Raw genomic sequence first — 21,179 nt, forward strand, 5'->3', positions numbered from 1 at the left:
CGCGAACCCGGCGCGTGGCGCACGAGGCTTCGCGGCATCGCCCGGCTGGCGGCGTGCGGCGGATGAACGGGATGAATGAGGTAGGCGCTAGGGTGCGAGGTTGATCAGCACAAACTTTCAAATTATAGCCTGAAAATGGGCCTATCTTCAATTGATATGGCCGTCCGATCATGGGCGCGCCGCGCTCGGCGGCGCGGCGCGACGTGCTGCGGCCCCGTTTCCGCGGCCGCCCCACCCGTGAGCGTACCGCCGGATCAGTGCGCTTGGCCAGCGCCGCGCGCGGGCCACACGTACCAGACCGCGCTCGCGAGCTGCAGCGCGAGCAGCACGCCCCACGCGGTGAAGTGCGCGGCGGCCGGATAACGGCCGTCGACGGCCGGCCAGTGCGACAGCACGGCGCCGACGCCGATCTGGAACGCAAAGATCAGCAGGAAGATCACGAGCGTGAGCGTCGTGTTCGCGCGGCCGATCAGGTGAGCGGGAAAGTGGCCGGCCATCACCGCGTAGGTCAGGATGCCCACGCCGCCGAACATCCCGTAGGCGGCCCACAGCACGGCCGGCGGCAACGGCACGCGCGCGACGATCGCGAGCTGCGTCGCGACGAACAGCGCCATGCCGATGCCGCAGGTGGCGTAGACCGACACGCCGCGCCGCTCGAGCACGCGCGCCGCCGCACCGAAGCCGACGCAGCCGGCCATCATCGCGAAGCCGAGCACCGACACGAGGCGCGCGGCATGCGGCGCGTCGAATCCGCCGACGTCGCGCAGATACGGCCCGACCCACAGCGACTGCATCGCGTAGAACACGCCCTGCGTGACGACGGAGAACGACGCAATCTTCCAGAACGCGCCGCTGCCCAGGATATGCCACGTGCCCATGAACTGGCCGACGAGCCCGCGCTGATGGCGCGCCTGCTGCGCGTCGGGCGCGCCGATGCCGATCGACGCCGCGACGGCCACCGTCAGCACCGCGAGGCCGAAACAGATCGCACGCCAGCTCGCCCAGCCGAGCAGCCAGGTCAGCGGCGAGCCGACCATCACGCCGCCGAGGCCGCCCACGGCCATCACGAGGCCGTTGACGAGCGGCAGCCGGCCGACCGGGAAATGCTGCGCGAGCGCCTTGAACGCCGCGCCGAGACACACCGATACGCCGACGCCGATCAGCAGGCGGCCGACCATCATCGCGCCGATGCCGTGCGCCGTGCCGAACACGGCCGCGCCGGCGGCCGCGAACAGCAGCATGCCGGCCGTGACGCGACGCGGGCCGTAGTGGTCGAGCATCACGCCGGCCGGGATCTGCGCGCCCGCGAAGCCGAGGAAATAGAGACTGGTGAGCAGGCCGAGATCGGCGGCCGACAGGCCGAGCTCGTGCGTGACGAACGGCGCGAAGCCCAGATTGACGCCGCGAAACACATACGACATGAAATACCCGACCGAGAACAGCGCGAGCACCCTCACCTGCACCGACGACATCGCTTCCCCTTGTCATATGAAGACGCGCGACGCAGCGCCGCCGCGCCGCGCACAAACGAAAACGCCGTCACCTCGGTGACGGCGTTTCGTCGAATTCGTCGGATGATAGCGCAATCGTGCGGGCCTCACCGGCCGTTACGTCGCGCGGCAGCCGCGCTCACTTCGCTTACTTCTTCTTGCCCTTGTGCGCGGCGGCCTTGGCCGGCGCGGCTTTCGCGGGCGCGGCCTTCGCCGGCTTCGCCGACGACTTGGCGGCGCCGCCGCGCTTGCCGCCGTGCGACTTGCCGCCCACCGCCAGGCTCGCGCGCTCGATGCGCGCACCGCCCGTCGACGTCGCGATCCGCTCCGGACCGGGTTCCGCCGGCACCGCGCGGCCGACCGGCACGTGCAGCACGAGCGCCTGGCCCGGCATCGCGAGATCGCGGTGCGTACGGTTCCACGCCTTCAACTGGCCGACCGACACGCCGTAGCGGCCGGCGATCGCCGCCATCGACTGCTTGCGGCGCACGCGGATCAGCATCTTGCGCGTGTCGGGGACGTCCGGCTCCATCGCGAGCGCGCCGTTTTCGGCGACGTCGGCGCTGATGTCCTCGTCATCGTCATCGCCGCGCGGCACGACGATGGTCGAACCCGGCTTCAGGCGCATGCCGGCCGGAATCTTGTTGACCGACATCAGCGTATCGGCGTCGACGCCGATCTTCTCGGCGATCGCGGCCGGGCGCGCGCGTTCGCTGACCGTGTAGGTGGTCCACGACGACAACTGGCCGCTGTAGGCTTTCAGGTTCTTCTCGAACGCGGACGCGTTGTCGAACGGCAGCAGGATCTGCGGCTCGGTCGCGCCGAGGATCACCGGCTTCGAGAACGACGGGTTCAGCGAGCGGAACTCGTCGAGCGGCAGGTTCGCGAGCTTCGCGGCCACCGCCACGTCGATGTCGCGCGACGTCGTGACCGTCACGAAATACGGGTGGTTCGGAATATCCGGCAGCGCGAGGCCGTACTGCTGCGGGCTCGCGATGATGTTCTTCACCGCCTGCAGCTTCGGCACGTAGTTGCGCGTCTCGTTGGGCATCCGCAGGTTCTGGTAGTCGGTCGGCAGGCCGGCCGCCTGGTTGCGCGCGATCGCGCGCTGCACGTTGCCTTCGCCCCAGTTGTATGCGGCCAGCGCCAGATACCAGTCGCCGAACATGTCGTGCAGGCGGGACAGGTAGTCGAGCGCGGCGCTCGTCGACGCGAGCACGTCGCGGCGCTCGTCCTGCCACATGTTGCGCTTCAGGTTGTACGTGCGGCCGGTGCCGGGCATGAACTGCCACATGCCGGCCGCCTTCGCGACCGACAGCGCCTGCGGGTTGTACGCGGACTCGATGAACGGCAGCAGCGCGAGCTCGGTCGGCATGTGACGCGCCTCGAGCTCCTCGACGATGTGATACAGGTACTTCTGCGAGCGCTCGGTCATGCGCTGCACGTAATCGGGACGCTGCGTATACCAGGTCGTCTGCATGTCGACGAGATCGCTCTGCAGGTCGGGCATCTGGAAGCCGCGGCGGATGCGCGCCCAGAGATCGGAGTCTGCAGTGGTCAGGTCGCCGACGGATTGCTTGTCGACGTCGACAGTTTCTTTGGCGGTGGCTGATTTACGGAGGTAGTTGGACGTCGCCTGCGAATCGGCGGCGTTGTTGGCGACAGGGGGCTGGCTCGCACACGCGGCGAGTAGCAGTACCACCATCGCACTCAATATAAGTCGCATGAAAATCTCGGCTTCCGACGGCTGGAAATTGCAGGCGATACTACGGAAGTGCGTGCTTCACGTCAATAAAAACACCGAAAACTCAGCGAAATCCTACATTTGGAGCAATTTTTACAGATACCGCTTGAGCTTTGGAGTCCTCCGGAAAACGTCATCGGAACCGGTTTTTCCATTCGCGCATCAGCGTGAATGCCGTCAGACGATCCGTCACCGTTTCGTGCAGCTCGGCCTCGAGCGTCGCGTGGATCGCCGCGCTGTCGGCCCGCATGAACGGGTTGACGGCACGCTCGTGCGCGATCGTGGTCGGCAGCGTCGGCACGCCGCGCGCACGCAGCGCCTGCGCGTCGTCGCGCCACGCGGCCAGTGCCGCATTGCCGGGCTCGCACGCGAGCGCGAAGCGGATGTTCGACAGCGTGTATTCGTGTGCGCAATGCACGCGGGTGTCGCCGGGCAGCGCCGCGAGCGCGTCGAGCGACGCGAGCATCTGCGCGGGCGTGCCTTCGAACAGGCGGCCGCAGCCGCACGAGAACAGCGTGTCGCCGCAGAATACGTGCGGCACCGCGTTGCCCTGCCCGGCCGCGCGTCGACTTGCCGCGCCTTCGCCGGCCGCTTGAAAATACGCGATGTGACCGCGCGTATGGCCCGGCACGTCGAGCACGTCGAACGCGATGGCCGGCGCGTCGAGCGTCACGCGATCGCCGCCTGCAAGGGGCCGCGTGACCACGCCGATCGCTTCGGCCGCGGGGCCGTAAACGGGCAGCGGCGCATCGTCCGGTTGGCTATTGCGCAGCGCCTCGACACCGCCGACGTGGTCGGCATGGTGGTGCGTGAGTAAAATAGCGGTCAACCGCCAGCCTCGTTCGGCAAGAACCCGGCGTACGGGGGCGGCTTCACCCGGGTCGACGGCGATCGCATCGCGGCCGTCCGAGACGAGCCAGATATAGTTGTCTTCGAATGCCGGAACCGGCACGTATTCCAGCTCGTTCATGGGCGCGCAATCATCGTTATGTCTGACCGTCAAATTATAGACTGGCCCGCCTGGACCGACTCGCCGCCCGGCCGCTACGTGCTGGGCTGGGAACAGGCGCAGCTCGACCGGATCGTGTCCGACGTATTCGGATTCCACGCGCTGCAGCTCGGCCTGCCGCAGCTCGACGCACTGCGCGAGAACCGCATGCCGTATCGCGGCCTGGTGCTCGACCCGGCGAGCGGCGCAAGCGCGCCGTACCAGTATCCGTGGGCGGGCGAAGCGCACACGGCAGGCCATGCGCCCGCCGATCGCAGCACGACGTGGTGCGATCTGCTCGACCTGCCGTTCGAATCGCAAAGCGTCGACCTGATCGTGATGCCGCACACGCTCGAATTCACGTCCGACCCGCACCGCCTGCTGCGCGAGGCCGAGCGCGTGCTGATGCCGGAAGGCCAGCTCGTGATCACCGGCTTCAATTCGCTCAGCCTGTGGGGCATGCGGCAGACGTTCGGGCGCATGGCGAACCGCCCGTTCGTGCCGGCCACGCGCGACCAGATCGCATTCATCCGGCTGAAGGACTGGATCAAGCTGCTCGGTTTCGACCTCGAACGCGGCCGCTTCGGCTGCTACCGGCCGCCGCTCGCCACCGACCAGTGGCTGGCCCGCTACGGCTTCATGGAGGCCGCCGGCGACCGCTGGTGGCCGATCTTCGGCGCCGTCTACATGGTGACGGCCGTCAAGCGCGTGCGCGGCATGCGCCTCGTCGGCCCGATCAAGATGAAGAAGCCCGTTCTCGCACCGGGCCTGACGCCGGCGGCCTCCCCGACCACTCATCAAGAACGTTCATGACAACCGACACCATCGACATCTATACCGACGGCGCCTGCAAGGGCAACCCCGGCCCCGGCGGCTGGGGCGCGCTGCTGCGCTACGGCGACAAGGAAAAGGAACTGTACGGCGGCGAGCCGAACACGACCAACAACCGCATGGAGCTGATGGGCGTGATCGCCGCGCTCGAGGCGCTGAAGCGGCCGTGCCACGTGATCGTCCATACCGACTCGCAGTACGTGCAGAAAGGCATCAGCGAGTGGATTCACGGGTGGAAGAAAAAAGGCTGGGTCACCGCGGCGAAGACGCCCGTGAAGAATGCCGACCTGTGGAAGCGGCTCGACGCGCTCGTCGCGCAGCACGAGATCGAGTGGCGCTGGGTCAAGGGCCACGCCGGCCATCCCGAAAACGAGCGTGCGGACGCGCTCGCGAACCGCGGCGTCGAATCGCTGGCCGCCTGACGGCCGGCCGCCTTCTCCTGTTTTTGTTGCTTTTCCCGACATGCGCCAGATCATTCTCGATACCGAAACCACCGGCCTGAACGCCCGCACGGGCGACCGCCTCATCGAAATCGGCTGCGTCGAGCTGCTGAACCGGCGGCTCACCGGCAACAACCTGCACTTCTACGTGAATCCCGAGCGCGACAGCGATCCGGGCGCACTGGCGGTGCACGGCCTCACGACCGAATTCCTGAGCGACAAGCCGAAATTCGCGGAAGTCGCCCACCAGATCCTCGACTTCGTGAAGGACGCCGAGCTGATCATCCACAACGCGCCGTTCGACCTCGGCTTTCTCGATGCCGAATTCGCGCGGCTCGGCCTGCCGCCGTTCTCCGAGCATTGCGGCGGCGTGATCGACACGCTGGTGCAGGCCAAGCAGATGTTCCCCGGCAAGCGCAACTCGCTCGACGCGCTGTGCGACCGCTTCGGCATCAGCAACGCGCACCGCACGCTGCACGGCGCATTGCTCGACTCGGAGCTGCTCGCCGAGGTATATCTCGCGATGACGCGCGGCCAGGACAGCCTCGTGATCGACATGCTCGACGACGCGGGCGCCGACGGCGGCGCCGCGAACGGCCAGCGCGTCTCGCTCGCCGCGCTCGACCTGGCCGTGGTGGCCGCGAGCGACGACGAGCTTGCCGCGCACCAGGCTCAGCTCGACGAGCTCGACAAGTCGGTCAAGGGCACCTGCGTGTGGCGCCAGTCCGCCGCCGCGGATACCGCCGAAGCGGCCTGACGCACACGGCCCGCGCCGCGGCCGCGCTCACGCGCGCGGCTGCAGCGCGATGACGGCCATCCCGCCGAGCGCGAGCACCGCGCCGGCCACGTCCCAGCGGGTCAGCGCGACGCCGTCGATCACCCGCAGCCAGATCAGCGCCACCGCGATGTACACGCCGCCGTACGCGGCATACGTGCGCCCCGCCGCGCTCGGGTGCAGCGTCAGCAGCCACGCGAACAGCGCGAGCGACAGCGCGGCCGGCACCAGCAGCCAGGCCGGGCGGCCGGCCTTCAGCACGAGCCACGGCAGGTAGCAGCCGACGATTTCGGCCAGCGCGGTAGCGGCGAACAGCGCCGCGATCCTCATCAGTTCGGTCATCCGGTTCCTCGCGAATCAGCCCCGTCGCGACGGGCGGCACGGCCGCGCCGCGCGCCGCCGATCATACCCGAGCGGGCCGCGCCGGATGCCCCGCCAGGCGGGCGACCCACGGCAATTTGCACGATCATCCGTCATCGTGCTATCATGTCTCCCGTTTCAACATTCAATCTCTGTCTTTTCGATTTTGAGAGAAGTCCGTCCGCACGACGCGGGCCGGTGCCTCGATCGAAATTGCATCCACAGGAAAGCCCGCCCGACAGGCCCGCTTTTCTCGTTTCGCTGCCCCTCCGGGGCGTTGCCGGAAGCCGGACTCCTCGTCCGCACCGGCATCCGCCGCTTGCATCACGCGGCCCATTCTTCATGAGCGCACTGTCGCGACGGCCCATCGGGCCCGCGTCGAAGCAGCCCCTTGGCCCTTTGCTGCCCGCTGCGCAGCAACCGCTCGATGGTCTGCCCCGACGCGCAGCATGCGACACCGCGCTCGCCGGCAAACCGTGTCGGACGGCCCGCCCGTTCCGGCGCTGTCAAAGGAGTGCATGACCTTGACCGCAACACACGTCAGCCCGACCGCTGTCTCTTCCCCCGCTTCGCCGTCCGGCGACGCCCCGCTCACCGCGGACGACATCACCGTCGTCGACCAGAGCCTGCTCAAGCGCGCCGTCAGTGCGATGGCGATCGGCAATGCGATGGAATGGTTCGACTTCGGCGTCTACAGCTATATCGCCGTCACGCTCGGCAAGGTGTTCTTCCCGTCCAGCAGCCCGTCCGCGCAGTTGCTCGCCACCTTCGGCACGTTCGCCGCCGCGTTCCTCGTGCGCCCGCTCGGCGGCATGGTGTTCGGCCCGCTCGGCGACCGCATCGGCCGCCAGCGCGTGCTCGCCGCCACGATGATCATGATGGCCGTCGGCACCTTCGCGATCGGCCTGATCCCGAGCTATGCGTCGATCGGCATCATGGCCCCGATCCTGCTGCTCGTCGCCCGCCTCGTGCAGGGCTTCTCGACCGGCGGCGAATACGGCGGCGCCGCCACCTTCATCGCCGAGTTCTCGACCGACAAGCGCCGCGGCTTCATGGGCAGCTTTCTCGAGTTCGGCACGCTGATCGGCTATGTGCTGGGCGCGGGCGTCGTCGCGCTGCTCACCGCGTCGCTGTCGCAGGAAGCGCTGCTGTCGTGGGGCTGGCGCGTGCCGTTCCTGATCGCCGGCCCGCTCGGCCTGATCGGTCTCTACATCCGGATGAAGCTGGAGGAAACGCCCGCGTTCAAGCGCCAGGCCGAAGCGCGCGAAGCGCAGGACAAGGCCGTGCCGAAGGCGCGCTTTCGCGAGACGCTGTTCGCCAACTGGCGCGCGCTGCTGCTGTGCGTCGGCCTCGTGCTGATCTTCAACGTGACCGACTACATGGTGCTGTCGTACCTGCCGAGCTTCATGTCGTCGACGCTGCACTTCGACGAATCGCACAGCCTCGTGCTGGTGCTGCTCGTGATGGTGCTGATGATGCCGATGACGCTGTACGCCGGCCGCCTGTCGGACAAGGTCGGCCGCAAGCCGGTGATGCTCGCCGGCTGCGTCGGCCTGCTGGTGCTGTCGATCCCGTCGCTGCTGCTGATCCATGCGGGCACCACCGCGTCGGTGTTCGGCGGCCTGCTGATCCTCGGCGTGCTGCTGTCGTGCTTCACCGGCGTGATGCCGTCGGCGCTGCCCGCGCTGTTCCCGACCGAGATCCGTTACGGCGCGCTCGCGATCGGCTTCAACGTGTCGGTGTCGCTGTTCGGCGGCACGACGCCGCTGGTGACCGCGTGGCTCGTCGACGTGACGCACAACCTGATGATGCCCGCGTATTACATGATGGGCGCCGCGTTGATCGGCATCGTGTCGGTCGTCGCGCTCGCCGAATCCGCGCGCCAGCCGCTGAAGGGCTCGCCGCCGGCCGTCGCGACGCGCCGCGAAGCGCATCAACTCGCTCGCCAGTTGCGCGAGGAGGACGACGAATCGGAGGTCTACGGCGTCGCGACGCCGGCCCGCGCGTAAGCATCGCTCAATGAAAAAGCCCCGGCCGAAGCCGGGGCCCGATCGAAACCGATCCCGCCCGACCGGCTTGCGCCGGCCGGGCTTTTTTTCATTCGATCGACGCGAACGCGCTCATGCCCGCGCTTCGCAGTCACGGCAGAAGATCAGCGCGCGCGACCGCGACACGGCCGCCTGCGCACCGCGCGCCGCGACGATCAGCCCGACCTGGCCGAGATTGAAATCGCGCTCGACCATCAGTTGCGTCAGCGCGGCAAGCGGCAACACGACGGACGGGTGGTACAGGCTCGACTCGATCAGGGCTTTCATCATCGGCTCCATCTGGCAATGCGTGATTTGATGGAGTGGATTCTAGGGATCGGTCGACGCCGGATAAACAGCGCGAATGCGAAGTCACTTGTCAGCCGTCGAGAACAATCGGCTGCGGCTTGCCGGACAAGGCCGCGCGGCGGCCGACAGCGGTATGCGAGCGCCCGGCGGGCCGCTTCGAAGCCGAGGGCCCGTTCACGCCAGTAACGGGCTTGCGCCGGCCCTACGCGAGCGGCGTTTCGACGAACGCCGGCAGCGCTTCGGCGCGCGCGGAATGCGCGGCGAGCGCCGGATAACGGGCCGGATCGATCCGCGCGAGCACCGGGTAGTCGGCCGCCATGAACTGCGTGAAGCGCCACGCCACCGCGACCGTCACGTCCGACTGCAACGGTCGTGCGCCGCCGAACCAGCCGTCCGTGGCGGCGGCCAGCGGCTCCAGCGCGCCGTACGCGCCTTCGAGCTGGCTCAGCACGCGTTCGATCCATGGCTCATGCTGCCTGTCCGACGGGCGCAGCGCCTGCTCGTAGACGAGCTGCACGGTTTTCTCGGCCGCGGCGAGCGCGAACCCGATCGGCACCAGCGCGCGCAGCCGGGCATCGACGGCGTCGGGCAACAGGCGCCGCTCCGGCTCGGCCAGGTGGTCGAGATAGTCGACGATCAGCGACGAGTCGAGCAGCGTCGCGCCGCCGTCGGTCACGAGCGTCGGCGCCTTGACGGCCGGGTTGAGCGTCCTGAACCGTTCGAGATGACGGAACACCGAAATCGACTCGTGTTCGAACGGCAGGTCGAGCAGCTTCGCCGAAATGGCGACACGGCGTACGAACGGGGAATCCAGCATGCCGATCAGCTTCATCGCAAACGCTCCGTTTCGAGGGAATGGGACCGACGACTGTAGCAGCGTCGCGCGGCGGCGCCTAGCGCGCCCGTTCGCGTGATGCAGATCAGCCGCCCGCACATCCGGCTCCCGCTGCCCGGCCACAGTGACCATAATGCAGATTCACGCTCCTTCCGCCCCAGGGTCCGCCATGTGGTATGCCGTCGTCGAGCAGCAGCGGGAATGGATGCGCGCATGGCGCGCGGCGACGCGGTACGCGTTCGACGCATGGCCCGCGGCGTCGCTGCCGCATGCCGCTTCGTCGTGCTACGACGACCTGTTCGAGCCGCTGCTCGGCCCGCAGGCCGCGCCACCGGGCTTCGACCTCGCGTGGCCCGCCGTCGGCGAGCAGGTCGTCGCGCACACGCCGTTTTGCGACCTGCGGCGCTTCGCGCACGACGACGCGCGCCGCACGGTGCTGCTGTGCGCGCCGCTCGTCGGGCACGCGGCCGTGATGATGCGGGAAACCGCCGAAACGCTGCTCGCGGACGGCGACGTCTGCGTGACCGACTGGCGCAATGCGCGCGACGTGCCGCTCGCGGCGGGCCGTTTCGGGCTCGACGAGTACGTCGCGATGCTCGACGACTTCGTCGGCATGCTCCAGCGCGACGCCCGGCCGCTGCACGTCGTCGCCGTGTGCCAGGCGACCGTGCCGGCGCTCGGCGCCCTCGCGCTGCGTGCCGCGCGCGGGCTCGCGCCGCCCGCGAGCGTCACGCTGATCGGCGGCCCGATCGATGCGCGCCCGAACCCGAGCGCGCTCGGCGCCGCGGCCGCCGCCCATTCGCTCGACTGGTGCCGGCGCCACCTGATCGACGTCGTGCCGCCCGGCTTCGCCGGGCACGGTCGCCACGTGTTTCCGACCTATCTGCAACAGGGCGAGATCGCGCTGCTGTATCCACAACGCTTCCTGACGCTGATCGAGACCTACGCGCTCGCCGCTTCCCGCTTCGACATGACCGGACTCGCCGACGCACGGCGGGCGCTGCGCGAATACACCGCGCTGCTCGACATGCCGGCCGACTATTTCCTCGACACGGTCGACGTCGTGTTCCAGCGCATGCTGCTCGCGACCGGCGCGTGGCGCGTGCGCGGCCGGCGCGTCGAACCGGCCGCGCTGCGCGACGCCGCGCTGCTGACCGTCGAAGGCGCCTGCGACGCGGTCACGGGCGCCGGCCAGACGCATGCGGCGCTCGACCTGTGCAGCGGCCTCTGCGCCGACGAGCGCCATCGCGTCGACATCGACGATTGCGATCACTACGGGCTGTTTACGGGGCCTCGCTGGCACGGCAACGTCCATCCGGCGCTGCAGCGCGTGTTCGCGCTGGCGGAAGCCCGCCGACCGCGCCAGCGCCCGCGCCGAAGCCGTCGGACATGACCCCGTGTCAGGGGCGCGTCAGGTCGAGCAGCGCGCGCACCTCGTCGTCGCTCGTCTGATCGAAGCGCGCGTAGAACTGGCTGATCCCGAAGAACCGTAGCGGCTGCGACACCGCGACGAACGCGTCGGCCAGACCGTCGAACGCATGCGCGGCCCCCGCCGGCGCCACCGGCACCGCCGCGACGATGCGCGCCGGGTGGCGCTCGCGCAGCGCCTGCAGCGCGACACGCATCGATGCGCCGGTCGCGACACCATCGTCGACGACGATCGCGAGGCGCCCTTCCACCGCCAGCGGCGGCGCGGCGCCACGATACAGCGCTTCGCGGCGATGCAATTCGGCCGTCTCGCGCGCGATCACGTCGGCGAGTTGCGCGTCCGATACGTCCATCGCGCGGATCGTCGAGCGTTGCAGATGTGTCGCGCCGCCCGTCGCGATCGCGCCCATCGCGAGCTCGGGGTCGAACGGCACGCCGAGCTTGCGCACGACCAGCACGTCGAGCGGCGCGCGCAGCGCGCACGCGACCGGATACGCGACGGGCACGCCGCCGCGCGGCAGCGCGAGCACGACGACATCGCCGCGCCCCGCGTATTCGCGCAACGCGTCGGCCAACTGGCGGCCGGCCTCGGCGCGATCGGCAAAACTGGGTTCGGTCACGATCGCCTCCCTGCCGTTGCGCCGGATGCGCGCAACCCGCGCCGGCGCCTGTCAACGAGCATGGTTCATCGGGCGCACCGACGCAAGCCGGGTCAAACCGGCGCGCGACGCGCCGGAGGAAGGTCAGAGGCCGGCGGCCTGCCGGTACAGCCGCCAGAACGACTGCGCGTAGGACTGCGCCAGTTCGGGCGCGCGTCGGAACACGTTCACCGTGTCGGCCCGCTCGGCCGCGCCGTCGGACAGCGTCGTCAGCGCGACGCTGTCGTCGACGATCACGAAGCGCGACGCGGGGCCGCCGTGCCGCGAATCGATCGCGACGTCGATGCCAGCGGATTTCAGATAGCCGGCGCCGCTGGTCTTGCCCGCGCGCGGCGGGCGCACCAGCACGACGCGTACCTCGATCCCGCGCGCGCGGGCCGCGCGCAGCGCGCTCGCGACCGCCGGCGACACCTGCGTGTAGCCGGCCAGCAGCACGCGGCGCTGCGCCTGTTCGATCAGATCGACGGTCGCGTCGACCGCCGCGTTGTCATACGAAAAGTACGTGCCGACCGATGCGGCGTCGGACGGAATCTGGCTGGCGTGGACACTCGTCGCGCAGCAGAACGCGGCGAGCAGGATGGCGGCTGGTCTCATGGCGGGCGCCATTGTAGCGACGCCAATTCGCGTGGCAAGAGGCGGCCGCGACGCTGCTGCGCCGGCGCAACACACCGTGCGAAAGCGGTGCCCGACAGCTGGGTTTCAAGCCGGGTTTCGACCGGGTTTCGACCCGTCGGTCAGCCGCCGGCGGCGCGCGCGAGCCAGCTCGTCACGCCGTCGACGGAACGGAAATCCGCGAGGCTGCGCGCCGGCAGCGCGGGATATGCGCCGCCGGCCATCTCGGCCAGCGCGCGCCCCGGGCCGAGTTCGAGAAACGCCGTGGCGCCGGCCTCGACGCACGCCGCCAGACAGGCCGCCCATTCGACCGGCTCCGCGATCTGCCGCGCGAGCTTGTCGAGGCCCGTGTCGACGTCGAGCACCGACGCGCCGTCGATCCCCGAGAACAGCCGCGTGCCGGGCAGCGGCCGGCGCACGCGCGTCGCGGCCAGCGTCGCGCGGAATGCCGGCACGGCCGCCGCGAGCCGGCGCGTGTGCGACGCGATCCGCACGCAGACGGGCGCGACGCGCAGCGCACCGGCTCGCAGCGCGGCGTCGGCCACGGCATCGACATCGGCGTGCCGCCCCGCGACCACGAACGCATCGCCGGGGTTCGCGATCGCAATGGCCGCGTCGCGACCGTCGCACAGCCGCGCCAGCTGCGTGCGCGTCAGGCCGCGCACGAACACCATTCGCTCGTCGCCGCCGCTCGCGGCATCCATCGCGCGTGCACGCGCATCGGCCAGATCGAGCGCGTCGTGCGGGTCGATCATCCCCGCGACACTCCACGAGCCGACCTCGCCGACGCTGTAGCCGGCGACGCAGCGCCGGCGCGGCCACACCGCGTCGAGCAGTGAAGCCGCCGCGAGCGCGTGGAGCGTGCAGAGAATCTGCGCGGCGCGGTTTTCCGTCAGCGCGTCGGGCCCGGCCTGCCGGACCCACGTGCGCGGATCGTCGCCGAGCAGCCGGCCCGCATGCGCGAACAAAGCGTCGGCCTGCGGCGCCGCCCCGGTCAGGTCGAACATGTCGGCGCGCTGTGCGCCTTGCCCCGAACACAGGATGGCCAGCGTCATCGCACGTGCCCTTCGGCTTCGAGCACATCGACGAACACGCTCATCGCGAGCAGGTCAGCTGCCCCGCCGGGGCTCAGCCGGCGCGCGACGAACGCCCGATGCGCGGCCGCCGCGCGCAGCCGCCAGTCGCGCGCCCGCACGCCGCCACGCGCGACGAACGCACGGGCGGTCGCGCGGGCGAAATCGAGGCCGTCCTGCCCGCCCCGGTGCAGCAGATTCGTGTCGTCGAGCGCGGCGATCAGCGCGAAGCATGCGGCGACCCGCGCGGCTTCCGGATCGTCCGGCAGGTCGCGCCGGGCGCGGCGCAGCGCGGGCAAGCCGACCGCGTACACGGTCGGGAAGCCGTCGGCCGCCTCGCGACGCGCACCGCCGACACCGTAGCGGCGGCTCGCGCGCTCGCCGTGGCTGTCCGGCAGACGCGGGCCGCCAAGGATCTCGGCGCCCCAGCGACGCGATACGAACGCGCCGAGCGTCGTCCCGGCCGGCGCGCCCGGCAGCGCGCGCCGGCCGGCGGCCGCGCACAGCAGCCCGAGCCCGAAGATCGCGCCGCGATGCGTATTGACGCCGCCGGTCGCGGCGAGCATCGCGTGCTCGGCGCGCAGGCCGATCTTGCGCAGCACGGCCATGTCGGCGTCGCGTGCGCCGGCGTCGACGAGTTCCGCGAAGTACGGCCGCAGCACGGCGGCGCTGCGCGCGAACATTGCGGCATCCATGTCCGTATGACTGCCGGTGTCGACGTGACTGACGAGGCCCGGCTTCGGATAGGTATCGATCTCGAGCACGAGGCTGCGCTCGGCCAGCGCGGCGATGCGCTCGGCATCGGACGGCGCGGCGACGCGGCAGGCGGCTCGTGCGTTCACCGCGTGCCTCCGGTGAAGGCGTCGGCGCGCATCAGTTCGACGGCGATCGCCGTCTTCACCGCGACGTCGGGCATCCGCGCGTGCAGTTCGCGCCAGTTGACGCCCGCGCCGTCGTCGCGCAGCAGTTCGCCGTCGATGCGCATCGGCGCGCGCGCGTCGATCGCCGCGAGACCGTCGAGCAGCGGCGCGAGCGACGCGGCGTCCGGCAGCGGAAACACGATGTCCAGATCGGACGATGCGCTCAGGTAAGAGTCACCCGTCAGCGCCTGCCATGCAAGGCTGCCGAACACGCGCCCCTGCACGCCGCAGCGCGCGCCGAGCGCATCGAGCTCGCGCAGCAGCGCATGCCAGGCCGCGGGCGCGGCGGCGAGCACGTCGGTCAACGTGGGAAGCGGGCCGACCGTCGCGAGCGCGTCGGCGGTCACGTTCAGCGCGATGCGCCGCTTGCCCGCCGACGGCGGCAGCGGCAGGCCGAGCGGCACGCGGCCGGCGTCAGCTTCATCCGGCGACGCGCGACGCACGATCAGCGGTCGGCCGTGTTCGGCCCATGCGCGCACGAGCGGATCGCTCGCGAGCGCGGGGTCGCGGGCAAAGGCCGCGCCCCACCCGGCCGCCGTCAGCGTGACGAGCGTGTGGCGGCGCAGCGGCAGCTCAGCGTGCGGCACGCGCGAGTGCCTCGACGCGGGCGGCGACGTCGGTCGCGACCGGCCGGCCGCGCGCCGCGCGCCGATCGATGCGCTCGGCCGGCTTGCCGAGCCATTCGCCGACCTGCGCGTCGAGCGCGCGGGACGGATCGAGCACGGCGTCGACGGCGCCCATCTTCACGAGGTTGTCGAGCCCCGGCGCGAACACCGGCGTCGAACGCGCCATCTCCTTCAGCACGTCGATCGGCAGCTTGGTCACGCGCGACATCGACGGCAGGTCCATCACCTCCGGCTCGGCGCCCGGCACCGCGAGCAGCGTGCGCGTCGCGAGCGCGGTCGCGATGAATGCGCCAGCCGCCGTGTGGCCGTACAGCACGCCGATCGTCCGGTGTCCGGCGAGATCCGCGTGCATCAGGCATTTCGCGAGATGCGACAGCCCTTCGTTCAGGCCGAGCAGCTCGTCGCGCTTGCTCATCCGCTGGCTGTCGCTGTCGACCAGCACGAGGATCGGCGTGTCGCCGCCGCGCGCGACCGTGTCGAGCACGCGCGACGCCAGCGTCAGCGCCTCGTCGATGCCGAACGGCAAGCGATCGGCCACACCGATCACGTCGACGCGCGTACCGGCCAGTTCCGCGTGGCCCGTCAGCAGGCCGCCATGACGCGCAATCGAATGGCCGACGGGAAACAGCGCGTTCAGTACTTCATCGAGCGTCATGCCGGGCCTCCTGTAACTGGTCGGCGAGCTTCGCGAATTCCTCGTCGGGCATGCCGGGAATCGCTTCCGGCTTGTCGGCGCCGAGCGCACGCCACACGTCGAGCGCATCCTCGCAGCCGCCGAACCGTTCGATCCGCGCTTCGAGACGCGCCTGTTCCGCGCGCAGCATCGCCGCATCGAACGCCGGCGCGCGGCCGATCAGATCGAGCGCGGCCGCGCGAAACGCGTCCGGTGTATCGGCCACGTAGCGATCGGCGCCGCCGATCAGCCGCCGGTGCTTGCCGCCCATCGTGCGCCAGATCAGCGCGCGATCCTTCGAGTCGAATTCCTCGACGCCGCGATTGGTCTCGATCACTTCGGGGCCCGACACGCTGATGCGCCCCTGTTCCGACACCGCGAGCGCCGAACAGCACGCGGCGAGCAGCCCGCCGCCGCCGTAGCAGCCCGCGCGCCCGCCGATCAGCCCGATCACCGGCACGCCGGCCGCACGCGCGTCGACGAGCGCGCGCATGATCTCGGCGATCGCGAGCTCGCCCGCGTTCGCTTCCTGCAGCCGCACGCCGCCCGTATCGAACAGGATCAGCACCGGCTTGCCGACGTCGCGTGCGGCGCGCAGCAGCCCGGTGAGCTTCGCGCCGTGCACTTCGCCGAAAGCGCCGCCCATGAAGCGGCCTTCCTGCGCGGCGACGAACACCGGGCGGCCGTCGAGCCGGCCATGGCCGACCACCATCCCGTCGTCGAACTGCCGCGGCAGGTCGAACAGCGGCAGGTGCGGGCTCGTCACGCGCTCGGCCGGCCCGAGGAATTCGCTGAAACTGCCCGCGTCGAGCAGCCCGTCGATGCGCTGTCGCGCCGATGCTTCGTACCAGCTCGCCGCGTTCGGGACGAACGCCGGCGCGTCGTGGATCGCGTCGCTCATCATGCGTCTCCCTCGATCGCGCGCACGGCCTGCGCGAGCCGCAGCGACACCATGTCGGGCCGCGCGCCGCCGTCGTTGATCGACAGCTTCAGGCCGCCCGGCGTGCGCCGTTCGACGAAATCCGACACGACGGCCTGCCAGACCGCGCCGAAGCCGACGGCCGCAGTGCGGATGTCGATCTCGCATTCGTTGCCCGGCAGCACGCGCTCGACGAGCACCTCGAGATTGCCGGACGCGACCACGCCGACGAGCGCCGCGGCCTGCTCGCCCTTCGCGCGTTCGCGCGCGGTGAAGCGGTAGTTCAACTGTTCCATGCCCTCTTCCTCACCAGTTGCGGAACCGGGCCGGCGGCGCATAGAGCCCGCCCGACCAGTGCACGAGATCCTTGATCGAACGCGCGGCGAGCCAGCGGCGGTCGGCGTCGAGCGGATCGATGCCGAGATCCTCCGGGCGGCGGATCACACCGCGTTCACGCAGCCGCTCGACCATCCTCTTGTCGCGGCCACGGCCGACGTCCGTGTAGCCGGCCACGCCGCGAATCGCATGCTCGCGTTCGTCCTTGTCGCGGCACATCAGCAGGTTCGCGATCCCTTCCTCGGTGACGATGTGCGTGACGTCGTCGCCGTAGACCATGATCGGCGCGAGGTCGAGCTGCAGCTTGTCGGCGAGCTTCAGCGCGTCGAGCTTCTCGACGAACATCGGCACGTTCTTGTCGCCGAACGTCTCGCCGATCTGCACGACCAGCTTGCGGCCGCGCCGCAGCGCCGCCGGCGTGTCCGGGTCGGCTTCCGCGCCGGCCTTCAGCCACGGCTCGCTCGGATGGCGCCGGCCGCGCGCATCGCTGCCCATGTTCGGCGCGCCGCCGAAGCCGGCGATCCGCTCGGCCGTGACCGTCGACGAATGGCCGGACAGGTCGATCTGCAGCGTCGAGCCGATGAACATGTCGCACGCATAGAGGCCGGCCGTCTGGCAGAACGCGCGGTTCGAGCGCAGCGACCCGTCGGGGCCCGTGAACCACACGTCGGAGCGCGCGCGGATGTAGTCGTCCATCCCGACCTCGGAGCCGAAGCAGTGGATCTGCTCGACCCAGCCCGATTCGATCGCGGGGATCAGCGTCGGATGCGGATTGAGCGCCCAGTGCGTGCAGACCTTGCCCTTCAGCCCGAGCTTCGCGCCGTAGGTGGGCAGCAGCAGCTCGATCGCGGCCGTGTTGAAGCCGATCCCGTGGTTCAGGCGCTTGATCCCGTACGGCTCGTAGAGGCCCTTGATCGCGAGCATCGCGGTCAGGATCTGCGTCTCGGTGATCGCGGCCGGATCGCGCGTGAACAGCGGCTCGACGTAGAACGGCCGGCCGGCCTCGACGACGAAATGCACGCGGTCGCCCGGGATGTCGACGCGCGGCACCTTGTCGACGATGCGGTCGACCTGGGCGATCACGATGCCGTCCTTGAACGCGGTCGCCTCGACGACGGTCGGCGTGTCCTCGGTGTTCGGGCCCGTGTACAGGTTGCCGTCGGCGTCGGCGCTCACGGCCGCGATCAGCGCGACCTGCGGCGTGAGATCGATGAAGTAGCGGGCGAACAGTTCGAGATAGGTATGCACCGCGCCGAGCGCGATCTTGCCGCCGAACAGCAGCTTCGCGATGCGCTGCGATTGCGGGCCCGAATACGCGAAGTCGAGCCGCTTCGCGATCCCGCGCTCGAACACGTCGAGATGCTCGGGCAGCACGACGCCCGACTGCACCATGTGCAGGTCGTGGATCTTCGCGCTATCGACGTCGGCGAGCGCGACGGCGAGCAAGTCGGCCTGCTTCTGGTTGTCGCCTTCGAGGCACACGCGATCGCCGGGCCGCAGCACCGCTTCGAGCAACGCGACGGTGTCGCGCGCATCGACCCGCTTGCCCCGCGCGTAAGCCGCGCCGGCCGCGAGCCGGGCATCGCGCGCTTGCCGCGCGTGATTCCATCCGGTCATGAACAGTTCTCCGCTTCGATGGTTCAGCGGCATTCTAAGCCTGGCGCCGCTGTCGATTGATGATGTTGCCGAATGCGACTCAGAGGACGCCGCGATGGATGCGGCCCGCGCACGGGCCACTCGCATGGCCCCTCGCATGGCCTCACGCGCCGACCAGCGCGCGCGTCGTGAAGAACAGCACCGACGGCCCGAGCAGGCAGCCCACGCCGGTATGGAACGTCGCGACCAGCGCACCGTACGGGACGAGCCGGCGATCGGTCGCGGCAAGGCCGGCGCTCACGCCGCTGACGGTGCCGGCCAGCCCGCCGAAGATCATCGCGGAGCGCGGCGTCTTCAGCCCCATGAAATTGGCCGCGACCGGCGTGCCGACCATCACGATGATCGCCTTCACGAGCCCCGTCGCGATGCTGAGCGCGATCACGTCGGAGCTCGCGCCGATCGCCGCGCCCGTGACGGGCCCGACGATGTAGGTGACGGCGCCCGCGCCGATCGTCGTCATGCTGACCGCATCGGTATAGCCGAACGCACGCGCGACGCACGCGCCGACGATGAACGGCAGCACGGTGCCGAGCAGCAGCGACACGACGCCGACGAGCCCGGCCTTGCGCGCCTCGGTCGGCTGCACTTCGAACGCGGTCGCGACGATCGCGAAATCGCGCAGCATCGCGCCGCCCATCAGGCCGATGCCGGCGAACAGCTTGACGTCGGCCAGCCCCTTCTCGCCTCCGGTGAATGCGCCGCCGACGTAGGCGAGCACGAGGCCGATCACGATCGCGATCGCCGAGCCGTGCACGCGGCCGAACGTGAGCTTGCGCGACGCGATCGACGACAGCCACATGATCAGGCCGACCAGCGCGAACGACGCGACGAGCCCGTTGTGGGCGACGGTTTTTTCGAGCATCTGCAGCATGGCGGCCTCCGTTACCGTTCTTCGAATTGCGGCACGCCCGCGAAGGCCGTGTCGTCGCGGCCCGTGCGCGCGAGCACCGCGATGCAGCATGCGCAGATCGCGACCGCGCCGACGGCGGCCAGCAGCGCGACCGGCCCGCCCTTGAGCGCGGCGACGACGTTCTGGTTCGCGGCCATCGCGACGACGACCGGGATGTACATCGCCCCCCAGAAGCCGACGCCCGCTTCGGTCTCCTTCGGCAGCCAGCCGCGCCGGTGCAGCCACAGGCGCAGGCAGATCAGCAGCAGCATCGCGATACCGACGCCGCCGACGTTGGTCTTCACGCCGATCGCGCTGCCGAGCAGGTCGCCGAGAAACAGTCCGGCCAGGTGGCAGAACGCCAGCAGCGCGGTTCCATAGATGATCATGAGTCGTCTCCAGTCTCTTCGTGACGGGCGCCTGACGCGTGCGGGAGCCAGGCCCGCACGCCGATCCCGGGCGGACTGTGTGTCTCCTGCGGCGGGGCGCCGCGGCCCGGCGGCTCGTCGTGCGAGCGCGTTCTCGGGGTCGATGGGATGATGCGGTTTCGGGCCGGACGCCGGATGGCTTAGACTGATCGATGCAGCCGGCGGCGCGACACGGGCTACGCGTCCGGTGTCCCCCGTTTCGCGGAGGCCGCACGGGCGCGTGATCCGATACTAGCGCCGCAAAATCCGGCCATTTATGAAGTTGTCGAAACCGATTCAGTGGATTTAGCAATGCGTCCGTTACCGCCCGAATTGCTGCGCAGCTTCGTCGCCGTCGCCCAGTCCGGCAGCTTCACCGCCGCGTCCGAGCGCGTGAACCTGTCTCAATCGACCGTCAGCCAGCATATCCGCCGCCTCGAGGAGCTGCTCGACCGGCCGCTGTTCGAGCGCGACACGCGCAACGTGCACCTGTCGCAGCACGGCGACGCGCTGTTCCGCTACGCGGTGCGAATTCTCGAACTGATGGACGAGGCCGTCACGTCGGTATGCGGGCCGCCGCTGTCGGGCAAGGTGCGGCTCGCGATGTCGGAGGATTTCGCGTCGGCGCACCTGACGGCCGCGCTCGCGAGCTTCGTGCAGCGCAACCCGGACGTCGAGCTCGCGATCTCGACCGGGCTGTCGGGCGACCTGTTCGACGCGCTCGACGAAGGCCGGCACGATCTCGTGTTCGCGAAGCGCATCGCCGGCAGCCGGCGCGGCCGCGTGATCCGCAGCGAACCGCTGTACTGGTGCACCGGCCCCGATTCGCGGATCACCGGCCACGAGGCCGTGCTGCCGCTCGCGATGCATCCGGAGCCGAGCGTGTCGCGCCGGCGCGTGCTCGAATCGCTCGAAGCCGTCGGGCGGCCGTACCGGATCGCCGTCGTGAGCAGCAGCATCGCGGTGTTGCGGGCGGCCGCGAGCGCGGGGCTCGGCGTCAGCGCGTTCGCCGGCTACGTGATCCCGGCCGGGCTCGCGCGGCTCGACGCGGGGCTGCCGGAGCTCGGCGAACTCGAATACGTGATCGACCGCCCGGCGGCCGCGTCGCGCTCGACGCTCGCGCTGGAAGCCACGCTGATCGCGGCGGCGGCCGAGTTGTAACGGCACCGCACGGGGCGCGGT

Annotated in this window: 23 protein-coding genes; 6 read left to right on the forward strand and 17 right to left on the reverse strand. The window is 70.1% G+C overall.

All coding sequences use genetic code 11. From position 1 onward, the window contains the following. Positions 1-254 precede the first annotated feature (254 nt). From KPB06_RS18395 to gloB, 3 genes are all read right to left on the reverse strand, one after another. The gene (locus KPB06_RS18395) at positions 255-1,472 is read right to left on the reverse strand and encodes an MFS transporter (protein WP_275906229.1); all 1,218 of its coding nucleotides are present in this window, start codon (positions 1,470-1,472) and stop codon (positions 255-257) included. A 166-nt stretch (positions 1,473-1,638) separates the two neighbouring features. Continuing rightward, positions 1,639-3,216 carry a transglycosylase SLT domain-containing protein gene (locus KPB06_RS18400; protein WP_060011512.1) on the reverse strand — a complete coding sequence of 526 codons (1,578 nt, stop codon included), beginning with the start codon at positions 3,214-3,216 and terminating at the stop codon, positions 1,639-1,641. 151 nt (positions 3,217-3,367) lie between these two features. Continuing rightward, complete coding sequence (gene gloB, locus KPB06_RS18405) at positions 3,368-4,204, reverse strand: hydroxyacylglutathione hydrolase (protein ID WP_060011511.1); 837 nt, start codon at positions 4,202-4,204, stop codon at positions 3,368-3,370. A gap of 18 nt (positions 4,205-4,222) precedes the next feature. On the opposite strand from gloB, the gene KPB06_RS18410 reads away from it, so the two are divergent. Genes KPB06_RS18410 through dnaQ form a run of 3 tightly spaced genes read left to right on the forward strand, consistent with a single transcriptional unit; the run spans position 4,223 to position 6,250 of the window. Continuing rightward, complete coding sequence (locus KPB06_RS18410) at positions 4,223-5,035, forward strand: class I SAM-dependent methyltransferase (RefSeq protein ID WP_059573880.1); 813 nt, start codon at positions 4,223-4,225, stop codon at positions 5,033-5,035. Then, positions 5,032-5,475 carry a ribonuclease HI gene (rnhA, locus tag KPB06_RS18415; protein ID WP_059573881.1) on the forward strand — a complete coding sequence of 148 codons (444 nt, stop codon included), beginning with the start codon at positions 5,032-5,034 and terminating at the stop codon, positions 5,473-5,475. The genes KPB06_RS18410 and rnhA overlap by 4 nt, the downstream gene beginning before the upstream one ends. Before the next feature lie 40 nt (positions 5,476-5,515). Next, entirely contained in the window at positions 5,516-6,250 is a 735-nt protein-coding gene (gene dnaQ / locus KPB06_RS18420) for a DNA polymerase III subunit epsilon (RefSeq protein ID WP_059644208.1), read from the forward strand. Between the two features lie 27 nt (positions 6,251-6,277). Here dnaQ and KPB06_RS18425 read toward each other — a convergent pair whose 3' ends face one another. Beyond that, the gene (locus KPB06_RS18425; RefSeq protein ID WP_060011508.1) at positions 6,278-6,610 is read right to left on the reverse strand and encodes a YnfA family protein; all 333 of its coding nucleotides are present in this window, start codon (positions 6,608-6,610) and stop codon (positions 6,278-6,280) included. Positions 6,611-7,146: 536 nt separating this feature from the next. Here KPB06_RS18425 and proP point away from each other — a divergent pair. Next, entirely contained in the window at positions 7,147-8,637 is a 1,491-nt protein-coding gene (gene proP / locus KPB06_RS18430; protein ID WP_060011506.1) for a glycine betaine/L-proline transporter ProP, read from the forward strand. 111 nt (positions 8,638-8,748) lie between these two features. Here proP and KPB06_RS18435 read toward each other — a convergent pair whose 3' ends face one another. Together KPB06_RS18435 and KPB06_RS18440 are read right to left on the reverse strand one after the other, a co-directional pair. After that, on the reverse strand, positions 8,749-8,955 hold the full coding sequence (locus KPB06_RS18435; RefSeq protein WP_059573884.1) for a hypothetical protein: 207 nt from the start codon (positions 8,953-8,955) through the stop codon (positions 8,749-8,751). A 211-nt stretch (positions 8,956-9,166) separates the two neighbouring features. Next, positions 9,167-9,796: a glutathione S-transferase family protein gene (locus KPB06_RS18440; RefSeq protein WP_060011504.1), complete on the reverse strand. Its 630-nt coding sequence runs from the start codon at positions 9,794-9,796 to the stop codon at positions 9,167-9,169. Between the two features lie 172 nt (positions 9,797-9,968). On the opposite strand from KPB06_RS18440, the gene KPB06_RS18445 reads away from it, so the two are divergent. Beyond that, complete coding sequence (locus KPB06_RS18445; RefSeq protein ID WP_060011501.1) at positions 9,969-11,192, forward strand: polyhydroxyalkanoate depolymerase; 1,224 nt, start codon at positions 9,969-9,971, stop codon at positions 11,190-11,192. Between the two features lie 7 nt (positions 11,193-11,199). Here the strand turns inward: KPB06_RS18445 and KPB06_RS18450 are convergent, their stop codons facing one another. The 11 genes from KPB06_RS18450 to madL form a co-directional block, all read right to left on the reverse strand. Further along, a complete protein-coding gene (locus KPB06_RS18450) occupies positions 11,200-11,847 on the reverse strand; it encodes a phosphoribosyltransferase (protein WP_060011499.1) in 648 nt (215 codons plus the stop codon). Between the two features lie 123 nt (positions 11,848-11,970). After that, the gene (locus KPB06_RS18455) at positions 11,971-12,492 is read right to left on the reverse strand and encodes a phospholipase D-like domain-containing protein (RefSeq protein ID WP_059573887.1); all 522 of its coding nucleotides are present in this window, start codon (positions 12,490-12,492) and stop codon (positions 11,971-11,973) included. A gap of 128 nt (positions 12,493-12,620) precedes the next feature. Then, positions 12,621-13,553: an acyltransferase domain-containing protein gene (locus KPB06_RS18460; protein WP_060011496.1), complete on the reverse strand. Its 933-nt coding sequence runs from the start codon at positions 13,551-13,553 to the stop codon at positions 12,621-12,623. Then, on the reverse strand, positions 13,550-14,413 hold the full coding sequence (mdcB, locus tag KPB06_RS18465; RefSeq protein WP_060011494.1) for a triphosphoribosyl-dephospho-CoA synthase MdcB: 864 nt from the start codon (positions 14,411-14,413) through the stop codon (positions 13,550-13,552). The genes KPB06_RS18460 and mdcB overlap by 4 nt, the downstream gene beginning before the upstream one ends. Then, a complete protein-coding gene (gene mdcG, locus KPB06_RS18470) occupies positions 14,410-15,078 on the reverse strand; it encodes a malonate decarboxylase holo-[acyl-carrier-protein] synthase (RefSeq protein ID WP_060011492.1) in 669 nt (222 codons plus the stop codon). Before mdcG ends, mdcB begins: the two co-directional genes overlap by 4 nt. Then, positions 15,065-15,772, reverse strand: a complete 708-nt coding sequence (gene mdcE / locus KPB06_RS18475) for a biotin-independent malonate decarboxylase subunit gamma (protein ID WP_060011490.1) — start codon at positions 15,770-15,772, stop codon at positions 15,065-15,067. The genes mdcG and mdcE overlap by 14 nt, the downstream gene beginning before the upstream one ends. Further along, on the reverse strand, positions 15,759-16,694 hold the full coding sequence (locus tag KPB06_RS18480; RefSeq protein WP_226093733.1) for a biotin-independent malonate decarboxylase subunit beta: 936 nt from the start codon (positions 16,692-16,694) through the stop codon (positions 15,759-15,761). Before KPB06_RS18480 ends, mdcE begins: the two co-directional genes overlap by 14 nt. Then, positions 16,691-17,005, reverse strand: a complete 315-nt coding sequence (gene mdcC, locus KPB06_RS18485) for a malonate decarboxylase acyl carrier protein (RefSeq protein WP_006485317.1) — start codon at positions 17,003-17,005, stop codon at positions 16,691-16,693. The genes KPB06_RS18480 and mdcC overlap by 4 nt, the downstream gene beginning before the upstream one ends. 10 nt (positions 17,006-17,015) lie before the next feature. After that, complete coding sequence (gene mdcA, locus KPB06_RS18490; protein WP_060011730.1) at positions 17,016-18,662, reverse strand: malonate decarboxylase subunit alpha; 1,647 nt, start codon at positions 18,660-18,662, stop codon at positions 17,016-17,018. Between the two features lie 142 nt (positions 18,663-18,804). Then, positions 18,805-19,572, reverse strand: a complete 768-nt coding sequence (gene madM, locus KPB06_RS18495) for a malonate transporter subunit MadM (RefSeq protein ID WP_006476364.1) — start codon at positions 19,570-19,572, stop codon at positions 18,805-18,807. 11 nt (positions 19,573-19,583) lie between these two features. Next, positions 19,584-19,979, reverse strand: a complete 396-nt coding sequence (gene madL / locus KPB06_RS18500; RefSeq protein WP_059573893.1) for a malonate transporter subunit MadL — start codon at positions 19,977-19,979, stop codon at positions 19,584-19,586. A 330-nt stretch (positions 19,980-20,309) separates the two neighbouring features. On the opposite strand from madL, the gene KPB06_RS18505 reads away from it, so the two are divergent. Next, positions 20,310-21,158 carry a LysR substrate-binding domain-containing protein gene (locus KPB06_RS18505; protein WP_059573894.1) on the forward strand — a complete coding sequence of 283 codons (849 nt, stop codon included), beginning with the start codon at positions 20,310-20,312 and terminating at the stop codon, positions 21,156-21,158. Positions 21,159-21,179 lie beyond the last annotated feature (21 nt).

Source organism: Burkholderia semiarida (assembly GCF_029268935.1).
Lineage (GTDB): Bacteria > Pseudomonadota > Gammaproteobacteria > Burkholderiales > Burkholderiaceae > Burkholderia > Burkholderia semiarida.